26 protein-coding genes and 1 riboswitch are annotated in these 25,460 nt (G+C 37.4%); of the genes, 20 read left to right on the top strand and 6 right to left on the bottom strand.

Annotation, left to right across the window (positions count from 1 at the left end; translation table 11 throughout):
* Positions 1-221 precede the first annotated feature (221 nt).
* The 11 genes from I5776_RS19300 (at position 222) to I5776_RS19250 (ending at position 12,637) form a co-directional block, all read left to right on the top strand.
* Positions 222-1,385 carry a CamS family sex pheromone protein gene (locus I5776_RS19300; protein WP_202778129.1) on the top strand — a complete coding sequence of 388 codons (1,164 nt, stop codon included), beginning with the start codon at positions 222-224 and terminating at the stop codon, positions 1,383-1,385.
* Between the two features lie 121 nt (positions 1,386-1,506).
* A complete protein-coding gene (locus I5776_RS19295) occupies positions 1,507-1,845 on the top strand; it encodes a hypothetical protein (protein ID WP_202778128.1) in 339 nt (112 codons plus the stop codon).
* A gap of 169 nt (positions 1,846-2,014) precedes the next feature.
* Entirely contained in the window at positions 2,015-3,598 is a 1,584-nt protein-coding gene (aceB, locus tag I5776_RS19290; protein WP_202778127.1) for a malate synthase A, read from the top strand.
* 24 nt (positions 3,599-3,622) lie between these two features.
* On the top strand, positions 3,623-4,906 hold the full coding sequence (gene aceA / locus I5776_RS19285) for an isocitrate lyase (RefSeq protein WP_202778126.1): 1,284 nt from the start codon (positions 3,623-3,625) through the stop codon (positions 4,904-4,906).
* A gap of 208 nt (positions 4,907-5,114) precedes the next feature.
* A complete protein-coding gene (locus tag I5776_RS19280; RefSeq protein WP_202778125.1) occupies positions 5,115-6,302 on the top strand; it encodes an MFS transporter in 1,188 nt (395 codons plus the stop codon).
* A 110-nt stretch (positions 6,303-6,412) separates the two neighbouring features.
* Positions 6,413-6,703 (top strand): Asp-tRNA(Asn)/Glu-tRNA(Gln) amidotransferase subunit GatC, encoded by a 291-nt coding sequence (gene gatC / locus I5776_RS19275; RefSeq protein ID WP_202778124.1) that lies wholly within the window; start codon positions 6,413-6,415, stop codon positions 6,701-6,703.
* Positions 6,704-6,714: 11 nt separating this feature from the next.
* The gene (gene gatA, locus I5776_RS19270; protein ID WP_202778123.1) at positions 6,715-8,172 is read left to right on the top strand and encodes an Asp-tRNA(Asn)/Glu-tRNA(Gln) amidotransferase subunit GatA; all 1,458 of its coding nucleotides are present in this window, start codon (positions 6,715-6,717) and stop codon (positions 8,170-8,172) included.
* A 12-nt stretch (positions 8,173-8,184) separates the two neighbouring features.
* Positions 8,185-9,615, top strand: coding sequence for an Asp-tRNA(Asn)/Glu-tRNA(Gln) amidotransferase subunit GatB (gene gatB / locus I5776_RS19265; RefSeq protein ID WP_202778122.1), 1,431 nt, complete (start codon positions 8,185-8,187; stop codon positions 9,613-9,615).
* A 370-nt stretch (positions 9,616-9,985) separates the two neighbouring features.
* Positions 9,986-10,546 (top strand): thioredoxin family protein, encoded by a 561-nt coding sequence (locus I5776_RS19260; protein ID WP_202778121.1) that lies wholly within the window; start codon positions 9,986-9,988, stop codon positions 10,544-10,546.
* A gap of 540 nt (positions 10,547-11,086) precedes the next feature.
* Positions 11,087-12,025, top strand: coding sequence for a ring-cleaving dioxygenase (locus I5776_RS19255; RefSeq protein WP_202778120.1), 939 nt, complete (start codon positions 11,087-11,089; stop codon positions 12,023-12,025).
* 3 nt (positions 12,026-12,028) lie between these two features.
* Positions 12,029-12,637: an alpha/beta hydrolase gene (locus I5776_RS19250; RefSeq protein ID WP_202778119.1), complete on the top strand. Its 609-nt coding sequence runs from the start codon at positions 12,029-12,031 to the stop codon at positions 12,635-12,637.
* 32 nt (positions 12,638-12,669) lie between these two features.
* Here the strand turns inward: I5776_RS19250 and I5776_RS19245 are convergent, their stop codons facing one another.
* Positions 12,670-13,236 (bottom strand): GNAT family N-acetyltransferase, encoded by a 567-nt coding sequence (locus I5776_RS19245; RefSeq protein ID WP_202778118.1) that lies wholly within the window; start codon positions 13,234-13,236, stop codon positions 12,670-12,672.
* A gap of 230 nt (positions 13,237-13,466) precedes the next feature.
* On the opposite strand from I5776_RS19245, the gene I5776_RS19240 reads away from it, so the two are divergent.
* A complete protein-coding gene (locus tag I5776_RS19240) occupies positions 13,467-15,041 on the top strand; it encodes an IS1182 family transposase (RefSeq protein ID WP_202778117.1) in 1,575 nt (524 codons plus the stop codon).
* 107 nt (positions 15,042-15,148) lie between these two features.
* Here I5776_RS19240 and I5776_RS19235 read toward each other — a convergent pair whose 3' ends face one another.
* From I5776_RS19235 to I5776_RS19225, 4 genes are read right to left on the bottom strand one after another with little or no spacing between them, the layout of a single operon-like run.
* Positions 15,149-15,616, bottom strand: a complete 468-nt coding sequence (locus I5776_RS19235; RefSeq protein WP_202778116.1) for an S-ribosylhomocysteine lyase — start codon at positions 15,614-15,616, stop codon at positions 15,149-15,151.
* A gap of 60 nt (positions 15,617-15,676) precedes the next feature.
* Positions 15,677-17,020 carry a Na+/H+ antiporter NhaC family protein gene (locus I5776_RS19230; protein WP_246483849.1) on the bottom strand — a complete coding sequence of 448 codons (1,344 nt, stop codon included), beginning with the start codon at positions 17,018-17,020 and terminating at the stop codon, positions 15,677-15,679.
* 18 nt (positions 17,021-17,038) lie between these two features.
* On the bottom strand, positions 17,039-17,173 hold the full coding sequence (locus I5776_RS21700) for an SDR family oxidoreductase (RefSeq protein WP_281397311.1): 135 nt from the start codon (positions 17,171-17,173) through the stop codon (positions 17,039-17,041).
* A gap of 58 nt (positions 17,174-17,231) precedes the next feature.
* Positions 17,232-17,807 (bottom strand): SDR family NAD(P)-dependent oxidoreductase, encoded by a 576-nt coding sequence (locus tag I5776_RS19225; protein WP_281397278.1) that lies wholly within the window; start codon positions 17,805-17,807, stop codon positions 17,232-17,234.
* Positions 17,808-18,169: 362 nt separating this feature from the next.
* Positions 18,170-18,278: riboswitch (SAM riboswitch) on the bottom strand.
* Between the two features lie 349 nt (positions 18,279-18,627).
* Here I5776_RS19225 and I5776_RS19220 point away from each other — a divergent pair.
* From I5776_RS19220 to I5776_RS19190, 8 genes are all read left to right on the top strand, one after another.
* A complete protein-coding gene (locus I5776_RS19220) occupies positions 18,628-19,434 on the top strand; it encodes an arylamine N-acetyltransferase (RefSeq protein ID WP_202780870.1) in 807 nt (268 codons plus the stop codon).
* 23 nt (positions 19,435-19,457) lie between these two features.
* Positions 19,458-19,964 (top strand): CcdC protein domain-containing protein, encoded by a 507-nt coding sequence (locus I5776_RS19215; RefSeq protein ID WP_202778115.1) that lies wholly within the window; start codon positions 19,458-19,460, stop codon positions 19,962-19,964.
* Between the two features lie 143 nt (positions 19,965-20,107).
* On the top strand, positions 20,108-20,647 hold the full coding sequence (locus tag I5776_RS19210; protein ID WP_202778114.1) for an RNA polymerase sigma factor: 540 nt from the start codon (positions 20,108-20,110) through the stop codon (positions 20,645-20,647).
* Positions 20,644-21,105 (top strand): hypothetical protein, encoded by a 462-nt coding sequence (locus I5776_RS19205; protein WP_202778113.1) that lies wholly within the window; start codon positions 20,644-20,646, stop codon positions 21,103-21,105. The genes I5776_RS19210 and I5776_RS19205 overlap by 4 nt, the downstream gene beginning before the upstream one ends.
* Positions 21,102-22,175, top strand: a complete 1,074-nt coding sequence (locus I5776_RS19200; RefSeq protein ID WP_202778112.1) for a hypothetical protein — start codon at positions 21,102-21,104, stop codon at positions 22,173-22,175. Before I5776_RS19205 ends, I5776_RS19200 begins: the two co-directional genes overlap by 4 nt.
* A complete protein-coding gene (locus tag I5776_RS21695; RefSeq protein ID WP_281397277.1) occupies positions 22,172-22,300 on the top strand; it encodes a hypothetical protein in 129 nt (42 codons plus the stop codon). The genes I5776_RS19200 and I5776_RS21695 overlap by 4 nt, the downstream gene beginning before the upstream one ends.
* A gap of 61 nt (positions 22,301-22,361) precedes the next feature.
* A complete protein-coding gene (locus tag I5776_RS19195; RefSeq protein WP_202778111.1) occupies positions 22,362-22,535 on the top strand; it encodes a hypothetical protein in 174 nt (57 codons plus the stop codon).
* 375 nt (positions 22,536-22,910) lie between these two features.
* Positions 22,911-23,822 (top strand): diacylglycerol kinase, encoded by a 912-nt coding sequence (locus tag I5776_RS19190; protein WP_202778110.1) that lies wholly within the window; start codon positions 22,911-22,913, stop codon positions 23,820-23,822.
* A gap of 37 nt (positions 23,823-23,859) precedes the next feature.
* Here I5776_RS19190 and putP read toward each other — a convergent pair whose 3' ends face one another.
* Entirely contained in the window at positions 23,860-25,341 is a 1,482-nt protein-coding gene (putP, locus tag I5776_RS19185; RefSeq protein ID WP_202778109.1) for a sodium/proline symporter PutP, read from the bottom strand.
* Positions 25,342-25,460: the final 119 nt, after the last annotated feature.

The following is a 25,460-nucleotide window of genomic DNA, read 5'->3' as shown; positions in this document are numbered from 1 at the left end:
CTTTTTGACTTTTATTGCCGAAGAACATTTGACCTCGAGGGGCTAGGCGCTGGAGCTAGACAAAGCAGGTACTTTTTATGACCATTAAACCTTAAGAAATGTATACTTTCTTACCTTATAAATGAAACTTTATCTTCCTATATAAAGTCTATTAAAATGATTAGTATTAAAAGTCCAGCCAATAGTAGGAATAACGGACGAAATAAAGGTGGCAAATAAGCATGAAAAAGTGGTTGCCGGTGTTCGCTGCTGTTTTGCTTCTCATAACAGGATGCGCACCAAAATTTGATACAGAAAACAAAGTGGTACAAAATAAAAATAATAAAAAGGAAACAGCGATTATTCCCAATTATCAAGTTTCTGATCAATATTATCGAACAATCTTACCTTTCAAACCAAGCAAGGCGAGAGGGAGAATTGTCAATAACTTAAATACCCGTTACGATATCCAAGAGTTTGAAACAGGATTGATGCGAGTTGCTCATAATACGTTTTCACCGGAAACATATCTATTCCAAGAAGGACAATACTTGGATAAGGATACCGTTGATGCATGGCTAAATCGTAAATATACAAAAAGCCAACTTAAAGAAAAGAAGTTATCTGCAAGTGAAAATGTAGGCTTGAATCCAGTGAATAATGGAAAAGGTTCGATTGAAGAACAAAATAAGAGAAGTCCAATTTATCTTGCGCATATTTTAGAGCATGACTATTTAGTAAAGACGAAAAAAGATACGGTGAAATTAGGCGGGGTAGTCATCGGATTAGCTTTGAATACCGTCCACTATTATCAAAAGGAACAATACGGTGCCGTGTACCAACAGGATATTACAAACACCGAAAGTGAAGGGAAAAAGATTGCGCAAGAAGTGATTAAACGCCTTCGCAACATGAATGGTTTAAGAGATGTCCCAATTACGATAGCCCTTTTCGAGCAAAAATCGAAAGATTCTGTTGTGCCGGGTAACTTTGTATCCTATGCGGAAGTGGGAGAAGGAAGCTCCTCCATTGACGGCTGGAAAAAGATAAAAGAAAAATATTATCTATTCCCAGATGATAATACAACAAAGACATATCGAGATGATGCAAACAGATTTGAAAAGTTCAAACAAGATGTCGAAAAGTATTTTCCAAACTACAATGGCGTTATTGGACGTGGGCTTTATAAAGATAAGCAACTAACTCAATTAAGTATTGAAATTCCAATTCAGTTTTACGGACAATCTGAAGTCGTTGGATTTACCCAATATATTACAGGACTTGTGATTGACACATTCCCTGATTATATTTCACTAGAGGTAAGTGTCACCTCTGTAAACGGACCAAAGGCATTAATTGTTCGTAATCCGGGAGAAAAAGAACCTGAAGTGCATATTTATCAATAAAAACAGACGGGATTTCCGTCTGTTTTTTTTAGTGGAACAGAGTGGATAATAGACCTATTCAAATATAACGAATAAGTTACTTAAAAGAAAAATTTCCATCCAAATGAAATTCTTCTTAGTAGTGAGATACCTCCCAAAAACAATCCGGCAAGAAATTATGGTAGATAAAAATGACAGATATCCCCCAAAAACATTCCTACAAGAAAATATGGTAGATAAAAAAGACGGATATCTCTCAAAAACAAACCCGCAAGAAATTATGGTAGATAAAGAGGACGGATATCTCCCAAAAACAAACCCGCAAGAAATTATGGTAGATAAAGAGGACGGATATCTTCCAAAAACAATCCCGCAAGAAATTATGGTAGATAAAGAGGACGGATATCTCCCAAAAACAATCCCACAAGAAATTATGGTAGATAAATTAGTAGCAGATACTGATACAGTTATTCATCCATAAAGTTCGGAATGAGCTTCGGGAGCAATGACTTGGTACATTATGCAAATCGAATTTTGTCGATAGATTTCTGAATATTTATCTAAATTTTCTGTTGCACTTCCGCAAAACTGTTATATAATACTTTTATAAATAAAAAACTGTAATATAACAATATTGAGGAGGGAATCATTTGGGCACCCAAACAGCTGGGATTGAAGTGAAAGGTGCAATGAAACCGGGGTACGAAGAAATAGTAACCCCAAAGGCATTGCAATTTATTGAACAGTTAGAGAGACATTTTGGCACTAGGCGAAGAGAACTTTTAGAAAAAAGGCACAAGCGACAGAAAGAAATGGATCAAGGAAAGTTACCGGGGTTTTTACCGGAAACGAAACATATTCGAATGGGAGATTGGACCATTGCTCCGTTGCCGGGTGATTTGCAGGACCGTCGTGTAGAAATTACAGGACCTGTGGATCGAAAAATGATTATTAATGCTCTAAATTCGGGTGCCAAGGTATTTATGGCCTGTTTAGAAGATGCTACATCCCCGACTTGGGATAATGTCATGGAAGGGCAAATTAATTTAAGGGATGCTGTAAATCGAACGATTTCATTTGAAGGAACAAATGGAAAACAATATAAATTAAATGAAAATCCAGCCGTATTAATGGTGCGACCTCGAGGTTGGCATTTGGAAGAGAAGCATGTATTAGTGGATGGCCAGCCGATTTCAGGAAGTTTATTTGATTTCGGACTATATTTTTTTCATAATGCCGTTCGATTAGTACAGAATGGAACAGGACCTTATTTTTATTTACCGAAACTTGAAAGTCATCTAGAGGCGCGGTTATGGAGTGACGTGTTCTTATTTGCACAAAAATATATTGGCATTCCAAAAGGTACGATTAAAGCGACAGTGCTCATTGAAACCATCATGGCAGCATTTGAAATGGATGAAATCTTATTTGAACTGAAAGAACACTCTGCAGGTCTAAATTGTGGCAGATGGGATTATATATTTAGCTATTTGAAAAAATTGAAAAACACCGAGGATGTGCTTTTACCTGATCGTTCTGCGGTAACGATGACAGTACCATTTATGCGGTCATACTCATTACTTACAATCAAAACGTGTCATATGAGAAAAGCACCGGCAATCGGGGGGATGGCCGCACAAATTCCGGTGAAGCATGACCCGGAAAAAAATGATGCAGCCTTTGCTAAAGTACGTGCGGATAAGGAAAGAGAAGCAAGCGATGGTCATGATGGTACTTGGGTCGCCCATCCTGGTCTTGTTTCTGTAGCACTGGAAGTATTCAATCGGGAAATGCCGACTCCAAATCAGATTCATTCTAGTAAACAGCAAAATATCACGATAACTGAGTCTGATTTGTTAGAGGTTCCAATCGGTGAGATTTCTGAAAAGGGCGTTCGGCAAAATATTAATGTCGGAATTCAATATATTGAATCCTGGCTAAGTGGCAAGGGTGCTGCACCAATTGATAACTTAATGGAGGACGCGGCGACAGCGGAAATTTCACGTGCACAACTTTGGCAATGGATCCGTCATCCGAAAGGGATTTTAGAGGACGGCAGAGAGGTAACTTTTGAACTTTATGAACAATTAAAAGGAGAAGAGCTCGAAAAAATTAAAAATGATCACTGCGGCAAACTTCAACGTTTGGAAGAAGCAGTTAAACTATTTGATCAACTCATTAAAGAGGATGAATTCATTGATTTTCTAACCATCCCTGGTTATGAAATCCTATAAATAATAGATTAGGAGGAATATAGAATGATAAACGAAAAGGCGTCGAAATTACAAGAATCATGGGAGCTTGATGAAAGATGGAAAGGAATTGAACGTACCTATTCAGCGGAGGATGTATTAAAGTTACGTGGATCGATAGATATTGAACATACACTGGCACGACGTGGTGCCGAGAAACTTTGGCATCTGCTTCACGAAGAAGATTATGTGAATGCATTAGGAGCCTTAACAGGCAATCAAGCGGTTCAACAAGTAAAGGCGGGACTAAAAGCGATTTATTTAAGCGGCTGGCAAGTAGCAGCAGATGCGAATCTGTCGGGACATATGTATCCGGATCAAAGTTTGTATCCTGCAAATAGTGTTCCACACGTAGTCAAACGAATTAATCAGGCATTGCAGCGTGCTGATCAAATTCATCATGTGGAAGGGGATCATTCTATTGATTGGTTTGCTCCAATTGTCGCTGATGCCGAGGCGGGTTTTGGCGGACAATTGAATGTCTTTGAACTCATGAAGGCAATGATTGAAGCTGGAGCGGCAGCTGTTCATTTTGAGGATCAATTATCGTCCGAGAAAAAATGTGGTCACTTAGGTGGAAAAGTATTGTTGCCGACCCAGACAGCCGTGAAAAACTTAATTTCCGCACGTCTAGCAGCAGATGTAATGGGCGTTCCAACTTTAGTTGTTGCGAGAACTGATGCAAATGCGGCTGATTTAATTACAAGTGATGTGGACCCTTATGATGCACCATTTATCATTGGTGACCGGACACCTGAAGGATTTTATCGTACAAAGGCGGGACTAGATCAAGCGATCGCTAGAGGTTTAGCATATGCACCTTATGCGGACCTCGTTTGGTGCGAAACATCTGAACCGAACTTAGAAGAAGCAAAATGTTTTGCCGAAGCCATTCATGAGAAATTCCCTGGCAAACTTCTCGCATACAACTGCTCGCCATCATTTAACTGGAAAAAGAAATTAGACGAAGCAACGATTGCTAAATTCCAGCAAGAGTTAGGGAAAATGGGTTATAAGTTCCAATTTGTGACGTTAGCAGGTTTCCATGCGCTAAATAATAGCATGTTTGAACTAGCAAAAGGCTATAAAGAAAGAGGCATGGCTGCTTATTCAGAATTGCAGGAGGCTGAATTTGCAAATGAAGTGTATGGCTACACAGCTACTAGACATCAACGTGAAGTTGGTACAGGATACTTTGATGAAGTTTCGATGATTATCACCGGAGGTACTTCCTCAACGACGGCATTAAAAGGGTCGACAGAGGCCGAGCAATTTGTCGATATGAAATAAATATGTGGAAAAATACCTTTTCGAAAAATGAAAAGGTATTTTTATATGTTATAATTTTCATAATTATAAAAAAGGAGGAATTAACTATGCGTAATGTTCAAAAAACACTATTGATTCAAGAAGGAGGAGTGAATCGATAGGTTAACCTGTTTACTCCTGCTTCTTATTCCATTTAATAGATAAATAAATAATGGAAGTAGGAGAGTTAATGAAAAAGCATACAATTGCCTCACATAATATAACGATTTTATTTTGGGTTCAGTTTTTTTCAACGATTAGTTTTTTGCAGCCAGTCATGACCCTTTTTTATATGGAAAGGGGGTTGACCGAATCCGAGATTTTCCTCGTACTTATGTGTTGGAGTGGGGCTGTTATGCTGGGGGAAGTTCCAGCAGGTGTGTTTGCAGATCGATTTGGCGCAAAAAAGTCCTTTATCATCGGAGGATTCATAAAAATAATTAGCTATAGCTTTTTATTTATTGCGCAAGAACCGTGGCTTTTCTTTTTGTATAGTGGGTTAAATGGTTTTTCGGTTACTTTCTTTTCGGGAGCGGATGAGGCGCTGATTTATGAATCATTGAAAGAAAGTGACGAACAAAACTTAATGGACCATGCGATGGGGAAAATTCAGTCAGCGGGCTTTATTTCGATGATAGCGGCAGTACTTTTTGGTGCCTATATGGCCAAAGATTTAAGGGAAGATCAGTTTCAACTATTAATTGGATTAGGCATGCTCTTTTATATAATAGAATTGATTCTATTATTCTTTGTTAAAAATCCATCTAATCAAGCATCCTATCGCGAAAATCCATTTACTCAAGTAGTTAAAGGCATAAAGGTTATTCGTAAATGCCCATCACTTTTATGGATGTTTATGAATGTTACATTGGTATTCATACCCGCTGCTGCAGTATACGATTATTTTAATCAACCTTTATTTACTAATGCTGGGATTCCGGTCGCATATATTGGAATTCTTTATGCGATTGCAGCTGTTATTGGCTATTTCTCTTCTAATTCAGTTGGATGGATGGCAAGCCGTTACTCAAGAGTATTTTTAATGCATGTCACTGGATGGATTGCTGTTATCGGTCTAGTCATTTCGGCCATATTTGGAGAAACATTGTGGATGATTATCGGTGCGTTTTTTCTATTGCGATTTGTTCGGTCGATTCGCTATCCGATCTACTCACAGCTAAGTAATGACATCATTCCGTCAGAAGTGAGAGCGACGACGATATCATTATTGTCAATTCTAGACTCAGTGCTTGATTTAATCGTTTTTGGACTATTATCGTTTGTAGCTATCAAAGGGGTACCGACGATATTACTTGGTTGTGCGATAGTGGCGATGATTGGTACCATTTTACCGATAAAGGCAAAGGTTCTAAAGTAAAATAAAGGGGCAGACTATACTACAGTCTGTCCCCTTGCCTATATACAAGCCATTCTGATATTATCAATAATATTATTACTGTTTCAAACCCACTTTCGGAGGTGAAGGGAATGTCGAGAATTTCAAAGGATCAAGTTAACCATGTCGCTAATTTAGCGAGATTAGAATTTGATGGAGAACAAACGGAAAAATTCACAAAGCAATTAGATGATATTATCAATCTTGCAGAATTGTTAAATGAAGTGGATACAACAAACGTAGAACCAACCTCTCACGTATTAGATATTCGCAATGTCCTTCGTGAGGATAAAGCGGAACCAGGATTGCCGCAAGAGGAAGTATTGAAGAATGCTCCAGATAAGAAAGATGGACAAATTCGTGTACCATCAATTATAGAGTAGGAGGGGTAGAGTTGGCTTTATTTGATCATAAAATCTCTGAGTTACATGAATTTTTACATAAAAAAGAGGTCAAGGTTTCAGAGCTCGTTGAAGAATCTTACCAACGAATCCAAGAAGTTGAAAGCAAGGTTCAGGCATTTCTTACACTAGACGAAGAAACAGCACGTGCTAAAGCCAAGCAATTGGATGAAGCACTAGGTTCTGAGGAATCGAATCAACCACTCTTTGGAATGCCAATTGGAATCAAGGATAATATTGTTACAAAAGATCTTCGCACCACATGTGCAAGTAAAATCCTCGAAAATTTTGACCCAATTTATAACGCGACAGTTATGAATAAATTACATAATGCAGGTACAATTACAATTGGAAAATTAAATATGGATGAATTTGCAATGGGGTCATCAACGGAAAACTCAGGCTTTCATAAAACGTTCAATCCTTGGAATGTAAATACGGTTCCAGGTGGATCTTCAGGAGGATCGGCAGCGTCTGTTGCCGCAGGTGAAGTGCCATTCTCTCTAGGATCCGATACCGGTGGATCGATTCGTCAACCAGCTGCTTTCTGTGGTGTTGTCGGTTTAAAACCAACTTATGGGCGCGTTTCCCGATTCGGCCTAGTGGCCTTTGCGTCCTCGCTCGATCAAATCGGACCAATTACGCGTAATGTGGAAGACAATGCCTATCTTCTTCAAGCAATTTCCGGAGTAGATCCACATGATTCTACATCAGCAAATGTCGAAGTGCCAAATTTTGTGCAAAGTTTAACAGGTGATATTAAAGGATTGAAAATTGCTGTCCCTAAAGAGTATATGGGTGAGGGTGTAAACGAAGAGGTTCGCCAGTCCGTTTTAGATGCATTAAAAGTGCTAGAAGGTTTAGGGGCTACATGGGAAGAAGTCAGTCTGCCACATTCAAAATATGGAACGGCTGCCTATTATCTTTTATCTTCTTCAGAGGCATCTTCAAATCTTGCTCGCTTCGATGGGGTCCGTTACGGCTATCGCACACCGAATGCGGAAAACTTGATTGATTTATATAAAAAATCACGCTCTGAAGGCTTTGGTGAGGAAGTAAAACGCCGCATTATGCTTGGAACCTTTGCGTTAAGCTCAGGTTACTATGATGCATATTATAAAAAAGCACAGCAAGTTCGAACATTGATCAAAAATGATTTTGAAGATGTATTTGAAAAATATGACGTGATTATTGGACCAACAACACCAACTCCAGCATTTAAAATCGGTGAAAAAACGTCTGATCCATTAACAATGTACGCAAATGATTTATTAACGATTCCAGTAAACCTTGCGGGTGTTCCTGGTATTTCCGTTCCATGCGGATTTACAAATGGCTTGCCACTTGGCCTGCAAATCATTGGAAAACATTTTGATGAGGCAACAGTTTATCGAGTAGCACATGCCTTTGAACAAGCAACGAATTTCCATAAAGAAAAACCACAGTTGTAAGGGGTGAAAAAAATGAACTATGAAACGGTTATCGGACTAGAAGTCCATGTCGAGTTAAAAACAGATTCTAAAATCTTTTCATCAGCACCGGCTCATTTTGGTGCAGAGCCAAATACAAATACAACGGTTGTTGATTTAGGATACCCGGGTGTGTTGCCTGTTTTGAATAAACGTGCGGTTGAGTTCGGTATGAAAGCGGCGATGGCATTGAACTGTCAAATTGCACCTGAAACGAAATTCGATCGAAAAAATTATTTTTATCCAGACAATCCGAAGGCCTATCAAATTTCTCAGTTTGATAAACCGATTGGTGAACACGGATGGATTGAAATTGAGGTAAACGGTGAAAAGAAAAAAATCGGAATCACTCGTCTTCATTTAGAAGAGGATGCCGGAAAATTAATGCATACAGGTGACGGATACTCACTTGTCGATTTAAATCGTCAAGGTACACCATTAATTGAAATTGTTTCAGAACCAGATATTCGTACAGCAGATGAAGCATATGCTTATTTGGAAAAATTAAAATCGATTATCCAATACACAGGAGTATCTGATTGTAAAATGGAAGAAGGCTCCTTGCGTTGTGATGCGAATATTTCAATTCGTCCAGTAGGCCAAAAAGAATTTGGGACAAAGACGGAATTGAAAAACTTAAACTCTTTTAACTTTGTACGTAAAGGGTTAGAGTATGAAGAAAAACGCCAAATCGAAGTTGTATCTGCGGGTGGTGTAATCGATCAAGAAACACGCCGTTTTGATGAGGCAACAGGCAAAACATTATTGATGCGAGTAAAAGAAGGATCAGATGATTATCGTTATTTCCCTGAACCAGACCTTGTTTCCATTTTTATCGATGAAGAGTGGAAAGAAAGAATCCGTACTGAAATTCCAGAATTGCCGGATGCGCGGAAAAAACGTTACATTGAAGAGCTAGGATTGCCGGCATATGATGCTAACGTATTAACTGTAACGAAGGAAATGGCTGATTTCTTCGAAGCAACAGTTGCAGCGGGAGGAGAAGCGAAACAAGCTTCTAACTGGATCATGGGTGAACTTTCTGCCTACTTGAATGCAGAGCAAAAAGAATTGAATGACATCCCTTTAACTCCAGGAAGCCTTGCTAGCATGATCAAGCTTATTGAAAATGGAACGATTTCTTCCAAAATTGCCAAAACCGTCTTTAAGGAGCTCGTTGAAAATGGTGGCGAGCCTGAAAAGATTGTTAAAGAAAAAGGGTTTGTGCAAATTTCCGATGAAGGGGCATTGTTGAAAATTATCGACGAAGTATTAGCATCCAATCAACAATCTATTGATGATTTCAAAAACGGAAAAGCGAAAGCGGTTGGATTTTTAGTCGGGCAAATTATGAAAGCGACCAAAGGCCAAGCGAATCCTCCTTTAGTGAATAAGTTATTGGTTCAGGAATTAAATAAACGCTAAAAAATATGGACAGAACATAGTTTCTGTCCTTTGTTTTATTTTCGAAAAAGGTGGGTATACATTCCGTGGAAAGTAAATTGTAAAGGATGGATCCAAACAATGTGTGAAACCCACTTTGATTTTCAAACAACATGTTCATATTGTTTGAAGAAAGCAGGAATAGATATTGATACTGTATATCCCTTGTATGACTGGGAAACTGATAAATTAATTGGTTATTATTGCAAAGATCATTATATAAAAGTTAAAAGCTTAAACATTACGCGAAGCCAAACAAATGGTGAGAAAATTGGATAAGTTGGGAGTTCAAAAATGAAATATTTATTGGTTTATGATATTTTTAAATCAATAATGGATAGGAGTGATAAATATGCCAACATTAAATGAATGGTTTGAAAAAGGAATTCCGGTACAAGATTTTGTTGAGTCGATGAACGTACATAAAGAAAGCCTGCAATCAATCTATAATCGTTTCCAAGTTTCAGAAGCTGATCAAGCATTTTTTGAGGAATTAAAAGCAAAAGATCTTCGTGCCATTGTCATTACGGAAGATTGGTGTGGAGATGCAATGATGAATGAGCCAATTCTTATGAAAATGGCAGAAGCAGCGAATATTGAAATCCGTATGGTGTTACGTGATTCAAACCTTGAGCTAATGGATCAATATTTAACGAACGGCACAGCACGCTCTATTCCGATTTTTATTTTTATCGATAAAAATGGAGAAGAAAAAGCCGTTTGGGGACCTCGCGCACCAAAAGTACAAGAATTCGTAATGGAATTACGTTCTGTATTGCCACCAAAAGAGGATGAGCGTTTTGAAGCAGAACAAAAAGAAGTGTTCAAGAAAATCACTCAAGCCTTTACCGAAGATGAAAAGCTGTGGAATGAAGTATACAGTAGCTTGAAAGAAACATTAGCAAAAGCGTAATTTAGATAATTTGGAGAAACAATAGAATTAGCATTCAAAAACGAGTATGAAATCGTGAAGGTTTCATACTTTTTTTGTTATTGATATGTAAAGGTTCTACCCGAAATATTCTCCTTCTCATTCGAACGTGGGATATTTAGTTAGTGGATCATAGAACGTAGTTTTGTGCCGCATAAAATTTGATTAGTGTATCATACAAAATCATTTGTGGATTATAGTCTCCTTTCGAACGTTGGATATTAGGCTTGTGGATCATAGAACGTAGTTTGTGCCGCATAAAACAGAATTAGTGCATCATACAAAATCATTTGTGGATTATAGTCTCCCTTTCGAACGTCGGAAATTGAGTTTGTGGATCATGGAATGTAATTTGTGCCGCATAAAACATGATTAGTGCATCATACAGAATGATTTGTGGATCATAAACAACATCTAACTCATTCTTCAATTGACGTAGTGATAAATTTTATATATAATTATCTCGAATTCGAGATAAACTTGACGTTTATATAGATATACTCATTGAAAGGAGATAGACATATGAAAAGTGTAGGAATCCATCATATTACTGCGATTGTTGGTGATCCGCAAGAAAACGTCCGTTATTATTCCGATATATTAGGACTTCGATTAGTAAAAAAAACGGTAAACTTCGATGATCCCGGAACGTATCATTTGTACTTTGGGGACAAAAACGGCAGCCCAGGTACAATCATTACCTTTTTTCCTTGGGAAAATGCCTATCCGGGTAAAATTGGAGATGGGCAGGTTGGAGTCACATCCTACGCGGTTCCAACAGGTGCATTACCATTTTGGAAAAGTAGATTAAACGAACACGATATCGAGTTTACAAACATTATACGTTTCGATGAAGAATCCATTCTTTTTAAAGATCCACATGGATTACTATTGGAAATCGTGGAAAGAGAAGAAGGCAACACAAGTGAATGGAGTGTTGGTCAAATCCATTCCGAAGTAGCAATCAAAGGTTTTGCCGGCGCAACACTATTTTCAAGCTCACCTAATCAAACAATGAGATTAATAGAAGAAGACCTAGGCTTGCAAAAGGTGGGGGAGGATGAAGAATATATCCGATTTAAATCCGAAGCAGATATTGGCAATATCATTGATGTAAAACGCACTCCTTATGGTAGCAGAGGGAAAATGGGGGTCGGAACGGTACACCATATTGCATGGCGAACGAAAGATGATGAGGAACAAATTCAATGGCAAACGTATTTCAATGAACTAGGATATCAAGTAACACCTGTTCAAGATCGTAATTACTTTAATTCCGTTTATTTTCGCGAAACAGGTGGAATCTTATTCGAGATTGCAACTGATCCACCAGGTTTTATGATTGACGAGCAAGTGGATAATCTAGGTGAAAAATTAATGCTTCCTCCAAGATATGAAATGTATAGAGAACGGCTAGAAACGGTATTACCACCGATTACACCAAGTAAAAGGAGTGAATGAAACATGAAACACTATTTTCAAAAGGGAACCAACAGTTCAAAACCTGTATTATTGTTACTACATGGAACAGGTGGAAATGAACATTCATTATTGCAGCTTGCTGAAATGATTGATCCAGAAGCACCTGTGTTAAGTGTAAGAGGAAATGTACTTGAACATGGGATGCCCCGCTTTTTTAAGCGATTAAGTGAAGGCGTATTTGATTTAGAGGATTTAGAATTTAGAACAGAAGAACTTTCCAACTACCTCGATGAGGCTGCAAAGGAATATAACTTTGATCGGCAAAATATTGTCGCAGTCGGCTATTCAAATGGAGCAAATATCGCTGCAAGCTTACTGTTTTATTTTGAAAAGGCATTAAAAGGGGCGATTCTATTCCATCCAATGGTGCCAAGAAGAGATTTAAACATTCCTTCTTTAAAAAATACGCCAATTTTTATTGGGGCAGGCACAAATGATCCGTTAATTCCTACATCCGAAACTGAAGAATTAAAAACAATACTTGAAGATAACGAAGCAAATGTCACCTTGTTTTGGGAACACTATGGCCATCAACTAACAGAAGCAGAAGTGATGAACGCTGTGAAGTGGTATCGTGAAAATTTCTCATAACAGTAATAGAAGCAGCTTACTTTGGGCTGCTTCTAACTTTTTAAAAATTCTTCTGCTAATATCGAGTATACCTTTAAATCGCGGTGTTTCCCTTTTATAAACATCCCTTTTCTAGTTGTTCCTTCGTACGCCATTCCGATCTTTTCCATTACTCGCTGCGAACCGATATTTTCAGTGAAGCATCTTGCTTGAACACGAACTAGTTCCATTTTATTAAATCCAAATGCCAGTAACTCCTTGGCTGCTTCCGTTGTAATTCCTTTTCCCCAGTATTCTTGGTGAAGAACATAGCCGATTTCCGCACTATTGTGTCTGGGCTGCCACCCGATATATTCAATCGTTCCAATTAATTTGCCGTTTTCTTTATATTCTATTCCCCATGGTGCGGCCTTTTTGTTTTTGTATTGTCCAAGAACAAAATCAATGAATTCCTTTGTATCTTCTAACGTACGGTGCGTAAACCAAGACACGTATTTCGACACTTCATCATTAGACCCATAAGAAAACATATCCACTGCATCTTCACCGGTTATTTTTCTTAGTATGAGGCGGTCAGTTTCCAAAGTTGGAAGATCGCCAAAGATTGTCTCTGTATCCATAAAAACACCCCACTTTTATTTTCTCTATTATATATGAAAATTTGAAAATATAAATCAATTTCCAACAAAACAAAGAGGCTGGGACATAACCCACCTCTGAGATGAAAAAGCCGGTGGAAATTTACGACAAGTAAATTTTCACCGGCTTTTGGTTTTTTTACAATAAAATAAGGACCACTTCTGATAAAATTAAGTTACCACACAAAATATAATCAGAAAGAAGGATCCTTATGTTTAAAAATTATACCATGAATCAATTAGTTTTGCCTTTAGATTTAGAAGTAAAGTTACAAAAAAATGATATTGCCTTCCATGTTCATCATTTAGTTGAAAGTATCCCTCATGAAGCGTTCGAACCATTTCTGCGAAATGATGGCTGTCCTGCCTACCATCCACGCATGATGCTTAAAATTATCTTATGTGCCTACACGCAATCTGTCTTTTCAGGGCGAAAAATTGAAGCCCTATTAAAAGACAGCATCCGTATGATGTGGCTAGCTCAAGGGTATGAACCAAGCTACCGAACAATCAACCGATTCCGTGTTCAACCAGAAGTGAAAGATTTAATTCGCCAATGTTTCGTCCAATTCCGTTGCCAATTAATTGAAGAAAAACTGATCGATCAAGAAGCAATTTTTATCGATGGTACAAAGATTGAAGCAAATGCAAATAAATTTACGTTTGTCTGGAAGAAGTCGATTGAGAAGTATCATCAAAGTTTAATTGAAAAGTCAAACCAGCTATACGATGAGCTTCTTGAGAATGAAATCATACCTGAAATCGAACGTGAAAGCGATGAACAGTTATCATTGGAAGAGCTCGCTCAATTGGTTCAAAAAGTGGATGATGTCGTAAACGAGTATGATAAACAAATTGAAGCATCGTCGAGTGTTCCAGAACGAAAAGCTTTAAGAAATGAACGCAAATATCCGAAAAAAGTGCGTAAACAGTTGATTGATTTTATCGTACGAAAACAGAAATACCAACGAGACCTTGAAATCTTTGGTACACGTAATAGCTATTCTAAAACAGATCCAGATGCGACATTTATGCGAATGAAAGATGATTATATGAAAAATGGACAATTGAAGGCTGGTTATAATACACAAATCGCAACGGAAGGTCAATATGCGCTTGCCTATGGATTATTCTCAAACCCAACAGACACACGTACGTTAGTTCCCTTTCTAGATGAGATTGAGCAGGATTATTTCGAGTTACCGGAACACATCGTCACAGATGCAAGTTATGGTAGTGAAGAAAATTATAATGATATCCTTTTGAACAGAAAACGCAAAGCGCTTATTCCTTATACCATGTATATGAAAGAAAAAAAGAAAACTTACAAACAAAACCTATTCAATCCGGACAACTGGCCGTACGATGAAGAAACAGATACCTATACATGTCCTAATCAGAAACATCTTACATTTCACGATTATTCTGTCCGTACTGATCGTACAGGATTCCAACGGAAGTTTAAAATCTATGAGTGCGAAGACTGTTCGGGCTGCCCGTTCCGCCCCTCCTGTACCAAAGCAAAAGAAGGCAACAATCGAAAACGAATGGTGAATGAAAAATGGGAACAACAAAAAGAATATGTAAGAGCGAAGCTTTCAGAAGAGAAAACGAGTGCCATCTATCGAAAACGCAAAATCGATGTGGAACCAGTTTTTGGATTCTTGAAGGCTAATTTGCGTTTCACACGATTTTCCGTACGAGGAAAATCAAAGGTAGAAAATGAAATGGGCTTTGCATTAATGGCAGTGAATTTAAGAAAATACACTGCCCAGCAACTAAGATAATAGAAGAATTACACGCAAAAAAAGAAAAAGGTGAATTTGAGTACACTCAAATTCACCTTTTTCACTATTTGAAGCTAGTTATGTCCCAGCCTCTGTCTTTACGATTATTAATCTGCAAATATCTCTTTCCATTCATCTTTTTTCGCAAGTAATTCGCGAGCAAGTTCTTGTGCGCCCTCAAGGCTATGACTTGCAGCCCAACCACATTGAATTTCATTGCAAGCTGGAACCTCTTTTGCCTCTAATACATCTTGTAACGTTTTTTCTAAGGCATCAAGAATCCCATCATAATTATCATGATTAAGGACGGCAAGATAAAAGCCTGTTTGACAGCCCATCGGACTTAAATCGACTACATGATCAAGATGATTACGTACATTTTCAGCTAGTAAATGCTCTAGTGAATGAAGAGCTGGCATCTCCATATGTTCTTTATTTGGTTGTTTTAAACGGATATCGTATTTATGGATGACATCTCCATTTTGTCCATGAGTAACTCCGGCTAAACGTACATATGGTGCCTTTACTTTTGTATGATCAAGATTGAAGCTTTCTACATTCATTTTTTGTACCATTACATATTCACTCCTAAATAAATAATTTTATTGTTTGAATTATCAATATAGTATAGCATACTATAAAGATTTTTCTTTTAAAGGTTGATTAGTATTTATTGCCTTTTCTTTTCTTTGGAGCCTTGGATATCCAACTAGTATCGCTATCACTCCGCAAATTCCCATCAAGATTGGGTAGAAAGAATAAGGGATAATGCTCACAGGTGAAATTGAGGCGATGCTGGCTGCTGCAAGTAGTTGGCCGCCGTATGGAACAATTCCTTGCCAGCAACTAGAAAATAGATCGAGAATACTTGCTGATTTTCTTCCATCAATTTCATATTCATCTGCGATATTTTTCGCTAATGGTCCAGTAATAATAATGGAAATCGTATTATTTGCTGTTGCGATATCCGCAACGCTCACTAAACTAGCAATCCCAAACTCGGCACCTTTTTTTGATCTAATTTTGCTAGTGACAAAGTGTAATAGATAATCAATTCCACCATTATATTTAATAATTTCAACTAAACCACCAATCAATATTGCTACAATTGCAATGTCTTCCATACTCATGACACCTTTGGCAACGGTTTGCAGAAATCCCAGAAAGTCATATGATCCATAAGCAATTCCGATGATGCCGGCAAAAATGGTTCCTCCCAGCAATACGATTAAAACATTGACTCCGAGTAGAGCGGCGACTAAGACAGCTACATATGGTAATACTTTGACCAATTCATACGGATGATCACCGGTAACACTTGCATGGTTTCCAAGGGTGATGATTCCAAGTAGGATGGCTGTAACAATGGCACCTGGCAAAACGATAAAGAAGTTCACTTTAAATTTGTCTTTCATTTGTGTTTGTTGTGTCCGTACAGCAGCAATCGTTGTGTCCGAAATCATTGAAAGATTATCGCCAAACATTGCTCCACCAATAACAGTAGCCATGGCTAATGCTGTAGGGATATCTGTTTGTGTGGCGATCCCTAACCCAATTGGCGCCAATGCAACAACCGTACCCATAGAAGTCCCCATTGAGGTAGAGATAAAGCAACCGATAATGAAAAGTCCTACCATTAATAAATTTGCAGGAAGCAACGATAATCCAAGATTGACCGTTGATTCAACCGCTCCCATTTCCTTAGCAACACCGGCAAAAGCTCCGGCTAAAACAAAGATGATACACATTAAAATAATATTTGAATGTCCAGCTCCTTTACAAAAGATATCAATCTTTTTAGATAATGATTCCTTCCTATTCATCAATAATGCGACTGTACCTGCAATAATGACCGCCACACTTAAAGGCATTTTGGAAAAATCATTTGCAAGAATTCCCGTTCCGATAAAAAGAAGTACAAAAATTAATAATGGTAATAGTGCGAGAAGACTTCCTTTTCTTTCTTGTTGTTTTGTCACATTAATTCCTCCTATTTCTTAGTTCATTGTCATTCCGCCAGTCACATTAATTCCTTGCCCTGTCATATAGTCGGAAAGTGTTGATGATAAGAAGACAACGACATTTGCAATATCTTGGGGTTTCGCGGTTCTGCCTAATGGGACCTGCGATATATCCTCTTCTTTAATTGCTTCAGCATTAAGTCCTCTTAACTCACCCCCTATGACTCTTTCATTTTTTTTTTTTCATATCGGTTTCTACAATACCTGGGCAAACTGCATTTACATTGATTTGGTCTTTGGCTAATTCAATCGCCATTACCTTCGTAAATCCTAAAACGGCATGCTTTGATGCTACATAGCTTCCCATTAAGCGGTATCCGTTTTTTCCAGCCTGAGATGAAATATTAATAATCTTTCCACCATCACCTTGTTTTTTTAGTACTTTTGCAGCTGCTTGACTACATAAATACACGCCTTTAGCGTTCACATCCATCACTCGGTCCCAATCAACCTCTTTAATATCAACGGCATAATCCATGGAGGAAATCCCTGCATTATTTACTAAAATATCTAGTCTTCCAAAGGATTCGATCACCGTTTCAACCATATTGTTGACTTGATCACTGTTTGTTACATCTGCTTGCACATAAAGTAATTGGTCCGTCGTTTGATGATGATTAATATTGATATCAACCGCCGCTACTTTTGCTCCGCAATCTAATAGTGCATCGACAATTGCTTTGCCAATCCCTTGTGTGCCACCTGTAACAATGGCAACTTTTCCAGTTAAATCTAAACAATACATAAAGAAACCTACACTCCTTGTTTATTATTCTTATAAGAATAATCGGATATGGTGATGAAATATTCTATGATTTTCTTCATTCCTTAAAAATAAAGGCTGTTTTCGTAAAGATTATTGTTTTGGGAATGATCCGTTCCTTTCCGCTACAGGCACTCGCTTTCCGCGGGGCTGGCGATGAGCCTCCTCATCGCTTCGCTCTTGCGGGGTCTCATCTGTCCAGCTGATCCCGCAGGAGTCTCGTACCTTCCGCTCCAATCCACTCTCCCGTTTAAATTTGTTGAAAGCAACAATCCTTTAGAAAAGAGCCAAAATAAAAGAGGCCACTCAATATAGAGAGGCCTCATCTAACAAGAAATCGTCCTCTCTTATCTTTCAAAACGAATGTTTTGCAGGATTTAGCACCGATTCATGATCATCATGAAAGGTTGCCGAGCTTCATAGGGCCAGTCCCTCCGCTACTCTTTATAAGAGATACAATATGAAATTAACGTTACATCTTATTTATTTAAATTACACAAATGGTTGAGAAAAGTCAATTTAAATTTTTTAAAACAAAAAATTCCGGCCATAAGCCGGACATAAAAGGGTTATAAAAAAGGGGTATTCAATCAACATAATTGTTGAAGGAAAAAGTTTGAAACAAGTTTCTTGTTTCCTATGTCTATAAATATATAGAGAAATAATTAAATTTCCCTTAATAAAATAGATTAACATTAAGTCTTTCTAACATATTATTCAATCATATTGCAGGATTTTTTACTTTTTGCGAGAATGAATAAAAGATATATTTTCTTAATGGAATAATGAAAGAGTGGTAAATGTGGAACAAACAATCGAGGACTATTTAAAATATTTAAAATTAGAGAAAGAAACTCCATCCTTAAATTATTTGCAGCGGTTGATACAACAACATTTATCACGAATCCCTTATGAAACATTTAGTAAGTTTCATTATTTTCAGGAGCGTTCAAACTATGTTCCCCCAATCGAGGTTTTTGTAGAAAATCTAAACGAAAAAGGGTGGGGAGGGACATGTTATACATTAAATATGAATTTTTCTCGCTTATTATCCCGATTAGGGTTTACTTGTTCATTAGTAAGAGTAAATCCGGGCCACTTAGCCATCATGGTGACGATTGGTCAAAGGCAATATTATGTGGATGTTGGTTATGGCTCACCAATTATGAAGCCAGTCGAGCTAGAAGCAAAAAGAAAACATGTTTTACATGGATTTGGTGAAGAAATTGCTTTTACCCAAAAAACGATGGATAAATTTGAAATAGATCGCCGTTCGAATGGAAAATCCTTTGTAAAAAAGGAAATCGAGTGGACACCATTATCTGAAAAAGACATTATTGAAGATATTCAACAATCCTATTTTGATCATGATGTAAATACAACGATGAGAAGAATTTCAGCTGTCCGATTTAATGGACATGAATGCTATTTTTTAAGAGATCACACGATTAAGGTGATGACCTACCGGAATATCCGTGAAATTCAAATGAGGGATTTTGATAAATGGAAAACAACGGTCCAAGAGGTATATCAGATCGATGAACATTCAATTTATGAATCTGTCCAATTTCTTAAAGAACGAGGGGTAGTTTTATTTAAGAAAAGTTAATACAAGGAAAAGAAGGTGTAGCATTGCACATTCAACCACAGTTTTTATATTCTATTCTGCTTATTGGATTTATACTTTATCGAAGGATTAAGCGATCAATTGGATTTCAGCCATTAAGAAAGCGAAGACTTATTGTCCGGATTACGCTATTTTCTATTTTATTGATTTTGTTACTTTTTACGAGCGCTATACATCCTATCTCATATTTATATGATTTAGTAGGCATTGGATTAGGGGTCATCCTATTATTGTTTGCCGTAAAACATAGCACGTTTGAACAGAAGAATGAGATTCTATTTTACCGTACACATATATGGATTGAATCACTTATTCTATTTCTGTTTTTAAGTAGGTTTTTATATCGAATGATTGAAGTGTATAATTTGTCAAAAATACAACCACAAATGGATCCACAAACATTTGGGAAAGATCCACTTACATTAGCTGTCTTTTTTATTCTAGCGGTTTATTACATTGGATATTATTCTTTCATTTTAAGAAAAAGTAAATCAATTAGTCGTGTATTCTAATAATACTAGCCTCTGTTTCGGGGGCTAGTTTTTTTACTATAAAACCTTCTTTTTATGGAATTCTGAATTTTTTTTATTCAGCTGTAGGGGTCAGGGGATGGTTTGTCGTTTATGATGGTAGGTAGAAAGGGGGGAGAGATGTTTTGGATGACTTGCTTATTGAAAAAGTGAAATGTGGCAATGATCATGCTTTTCGAGTATTGGTTGAAAAGTATCGACTACATATTTTTCACACGACACTAGCGATTCTACGGAATCAACACGATGCTGAGGATGCAGCACAAGAAGTGTTTTTGAAAGTCTATCATTCTCTCCCCAAATATAAGAATCAAGGGTTTAAAACATGGATTACTAGAATTGCTGTGAATCATTCAATTGATATAAAAAGAAAACAGGTGCGGGGACAGGAGGACAAAAAGGTTGAATTTCGGCCTGAGGTGCTGCTAGCCTCAACAAATATTGAGGAAATTGTGTTATTAAAGGAAAAACAAGATTTTATTAGCAAACGCCTCGATGAGCTTCCCGAAAATTATCGTGAGGTAGTAGAAGGATTTTACATAAAAGAAAAAACGTATCAGCAAATGTCTCAGGAGCAAAAGGTACAGGTGAAGACGATTGAAACGAAGCTGTATCGTGCCCGGCTTTGGATGAAAAGGCATTGGAAGGAGGAAGAGTTTTTATGAATCATGTGAGCGATGAAGAATGGATTTTGTATGTGAATGATTTGCTAGACGAAGAAATAAGAGAACAATACGATACACATTTATTCGTCTGTGACCAGTGCTTGTCTGTCTATTTGGAAGTGATCGAGGCACAAGAAGGGAACCTGCCCCCGATGAAAAATGGAGGAACATTTGCCGATTCAGTTATGATGACAATTGAACAGCAACAAGCATCTGTAAAGAAAGATACGGTTTCTAAAATTTATCAAAAACCAGTATTCCATTATGTTTTAGCCACTGCAATGACATTCGTTTTTATGACGACGGGAGTGTTTACACACCTAATGAATGTTGTGAATGTCTTTGAAACGAATAATAAACAAGCGCCTTCTGTAGTTGAGGAGCTAATGAAAAACACCGTTTCGTTTATTGATAAAGTGCAAATACAAAAGAAATCTTGGCAGGAGGATAAAAAATGAATAAAAAAAATCCAATTATCGCATTTTTATTAGCCTTTTTTCCTGGTGGTGGATTAATGTACCTAAGGAAAGGTCGAGGAATCTTTTATACAATTGTTACATTTGGACTTGCACTTATGGCGATGTATTTAATAGAAATTATGTTTGTTGGAATGTTTATTCTCGCAGCAATTTTTCTTGCTTTAGCGATTTACATTGTGAATTTTATTGACACAGGAATCACAGCATCGAAATTATATCAACATGGCACTAATGAACAAACGGTATCAACATCCGTTAATCCAGATACAGAACGGTTTTACTCTATTATTTTGTCATTTGTCCCGGGGCTTGGTCACTTTCAATTGGGGTTGATGAATCGCGGTCTAACAATTTTAGTATCATTCCTTGGGTTTGGGGTCATGGTTATTTTTATAACATTTCTTTCAGGAAGAGGAGAATTTCTTGTTTTTCTAATCTTTCTTCTTGTGATCTGGATATACGGTTTTTTTGATGTTATGCAACAGTTAACGAAAAAACAATGTGGGGAAGAACTAATTGATCAATCCATTTTGGAAGAACTTGAAATGAAAAGAGAGGAAGGGAAAAAGAGTCGTTCTATTGCTACATTTCTTTCTATTTTTCCCGGTGTTGGCCATCTTTATTTAGGATTGCAAATAAGAGGAATTCAATTAATGGCCGCATTTTTATTCTCCATCTATATCTTAGATGTCATGCGACTTGGAGTTTTCTTGTTTCTAGTTCCTATCATTTGGTTCTATAGTTTTTTTGATGGGTTGCAAAAGGCATCAAAGTTCGGGAAAGAGGAAATGAATGACCAACCTGTCATTTCATACTTAATTAACCACCAAAAGTGGGTAGGTATTGGACTTTTAGTGCTCGGGCTTTACTATTTATTTGTGAATATATTACTGCCAACCTTATCCCCTATTATCTATCGTTATATCAATATTGATTTACAAGTTTGGTTCAACAGATATTTTCAAACTGCACTTGTCAGTGTCCTGCTGATTGGCGGAGGCGTTAAGTTAATAGTCAGGAATAAAAGGAAGGGAGTTGGTGAACAATGAAATCATGGCGTTTGGGAACATTTTCAATGGGTGCCTCACTCGTTTTCTTAGGTATATTTTTAGTTCTAACCCCAATCTTGCATTGGAATGCTGCCGGCCCGTTTTATCGTTCGTACTTGGGGTAGAAATATTATGCTTACTTTATTTTTCAAAACTCGAAAAGCCTATTATAAAATATGATTACAATTGGTCAATCGCGCTTCAGTATATACAGTAAACATTCAAGTAGAAGACCGGTCTAATTTATCCATTCGTACAGTTAATGTTGGCCAAATATCTTGGATAGATAAAAGCAATCAAAAAAGTAAATTGGAAATGGTCAAATATGGAACGGATAATTTATCAATTGATTATTTCTAATTCCTCCAATGTAAATGTGACAAAAATTACTTATACTAGATTTTTACAATCAAAAGCGGTATGATATTCTCGGTAGACTAAACAAGAAAAATGATCTGGCTGCGGCCAGATTTTCTGTGTAGAATGAGTTGATTCATATACCTATTTGTTTCGAATTCGTTCTAATATATACTAAAAGAGACGAGTTTTTAAATTATATTTTAGGTTTAATGTTCCTAATAAATATCTGCTTTGTCTAGTTCCAGCGCCTATCGAATATAAAACTTCAGGACTTTTCCTTGCGGTAAGTGCTTAAAGTCCGGTAAGTTTTTTACATCGATGAGCAAGGCGCTTTGGCTTTTCTTATTTTGTAACAAAAAGAGTAGGATGATGAAAATGAAGCGTGCAAGAATAATATATAATCCAACCTCTGGGCGTGAAGTGTTTAAGAAACATCTTGCGACAGTTCTGAAAAAGTTAGAAGTTGCCGGATATGAAACTTCATGTCATGCGACAACAGCCGCTGGGGATGCGATTGAAGCGGCAAAAGTAGCTGTTAAACGGAAGTATGACATTGTTATTGCGGCTGGGGGAGACGGTACCATTAATGAAGTCGTTAACGGGCTTGCCGAACAGAAATACCGTCCGAAGTTAGGAGTCATTCCAGTCGGAACGACGAATGATTTTGCAAGAGCTCTCCACATCCCTCGTGATATTGAAGCAGCTACAGATATTATTGTACAGGGTGACACCATCCCAGTTGATATTGGAAAAATGAACGATAGTTATTTTATTAATATTGCTGGTGGGGGACGATTAACTGAATTGACTTATGAGGTCCCAAGTAAGTTAAAAACGATGCTTGGTCAATTGGCCTATTATATGAAGGGAATCGAAATGCTCCCATCTATCCGTGCTACAGAGGTAAGGATTGAGTATGATGGAAAATTATTCGAAGGTGAAGCGATGCTTTTCTTAGTAGGATTAACAAATTCTGTCGGCGGGTTTGAAAAGCTTGCTCCAGATTCATCAATTAATGATGGACTTTTTTCGCTAATTATTTTAAAGAAAACGAATCTTGCTGAATTTATTCGAGTCGTTTCTTCTGCGATTACGGGTAACCATGTGAATGATCCGAACATCATATATACATCCGCGAATCATATCAAAGTCACTTCAACGGAAAAAATGCAAATAAATATCGATGGTGAATTTGGTGGAATTGTCCCCGCTGAATTTGAAAACTTATATCGACATTTAAAAGTATTTGTACCAGTTGACCATATCCGTCCTGAAGATAGAGTTTAATAAAGTCAAAGGCCACCGAAATTGGTGGCCTTAAATTTTACCCTTGTTTCATTAAGACTTTGCTCGCTTCGAATTCCTTTTCAATTTCATCATTGTGTTTGTAGGTAGCTAAACTAACGACAATCCCAACGATTAAGTTAGCGATAAACCCTGGTACAATTTCGTAAAGCCTTACATCGAGTCCAGCAATCTTCCAAATAATCACGGTGAGAGCACCGGTAATCATTCCAAAGAGTGCACCCCAGTTGTTCATCTTTTTCCAGAATAAACTCAAGAATACAACCGGTCCAAATGATGCCCCGAAGCCGGCCCACGCATAAGATACAAGCTTCAAAATGGATGAATTTTGATCAAATGCTAAAACAGTAGCAATAAGAGCAACAACTAATACAGCCATCCGACCGAAGAAAACGAGTTCCTTATCGGAAGCATTGCGTCGGAACATTAATTTGTACATATCTTCTGTCAAAGCACTGGATGTAACAATTAATTGCGAAGATACGGTACTCATAATTGCAGCGAGAACGGCAGCCAAAACAAGTCCTGCTACAAGTGGATGGAATAGTATGGAACCAAGTTGAATAAATACAGTTTCGGCATTGGCTTTTCCAAGTGGAGCACCGATATTATGGAAATAAGCAATCCCAATCAATGCTGTTAAAGATGTTCCAAGTAATGAAAGAATCATCCAGCTCATTCCGATACGTCTAGCACTTTTTGTTTCTTTAATTGTTTTAATAGCCATGAAACGAACGATAATATGCGGTTGCCCAACATAACCAAGCCCCCATGCAAGAGCAGAAATAATCCCTAATACACTCGTTCCTTTAAATAGATCTAGGAGTGTTGGGTCGATTGAACGAATTGTATCAAATGTTTCGGCAGGGCCACCTGTTTTGAAAATAGCAATAGCCGGCACAAGTAAAAGTGCAATGACCATTATTAAACCTTGAACAAAATCAGTCCAGCTAACAGCCAGGAATCCGCCAAACAATGTATAAGCAACAACTACTCCGGCGACGATGAACAATCCAGTAGTATAATGCAATCCAAAGGAGCTTTTAAAGAAAACGGCCCCTGATACCATTCCGGACGATACATAAAAAGTAAAAAATATTAAAATAACAAGTGATGAAACGACTCTTAAAAGTTTCGTAGAATCTTTAAAGCGGCTTTCCAGGAAAGATGGAATGGTAATCGAATCGTTGGAAACTTGTGTATAGGAACGTAAACGCGGTGCTACAAGAATCCAGTTTAAGTATGCCCCAATTGTTAAACCAATCGCGATCCAAGCATCAGCTAAACCATTTAGATAAAGTCCTCCAGGAAGTCCCATTAATAACCAACCACTCATATCCGCAGCACCTGCACTCAATGCGGTAACTGCCGGTCCTAAGGAACGTCCCCCAAGCATATAATCGGTTAAATTACTTGTCTTCCGATAAGCGTAAAATCCAATTAATAACATCATCACCATGTAAAGGCCGATAGCAATGAGTTTATACACATCTTCTGTCATCAAATCATCTCCCTCTAGTTGTATGAATTTTCATTATAATGAATACCTTTTCATTATATAATAAAAGTATGTTTTGTAAAATTATAATTTTTGTAAATAATCCAAATGGAGCTTATTTC

Source organism: Heyndrickxia vini (genome assembly GCF_016772275.1).
Taxonomy (GTDB): Bacteria; Bacillota; Bacilli; order Bacillales; family Bacillaceae_C; genus Heyndrickxia; species Heyndrickxia vini.
This window is presented reverse-complemented; position numbering and strand designations above follow the sequence as displayed.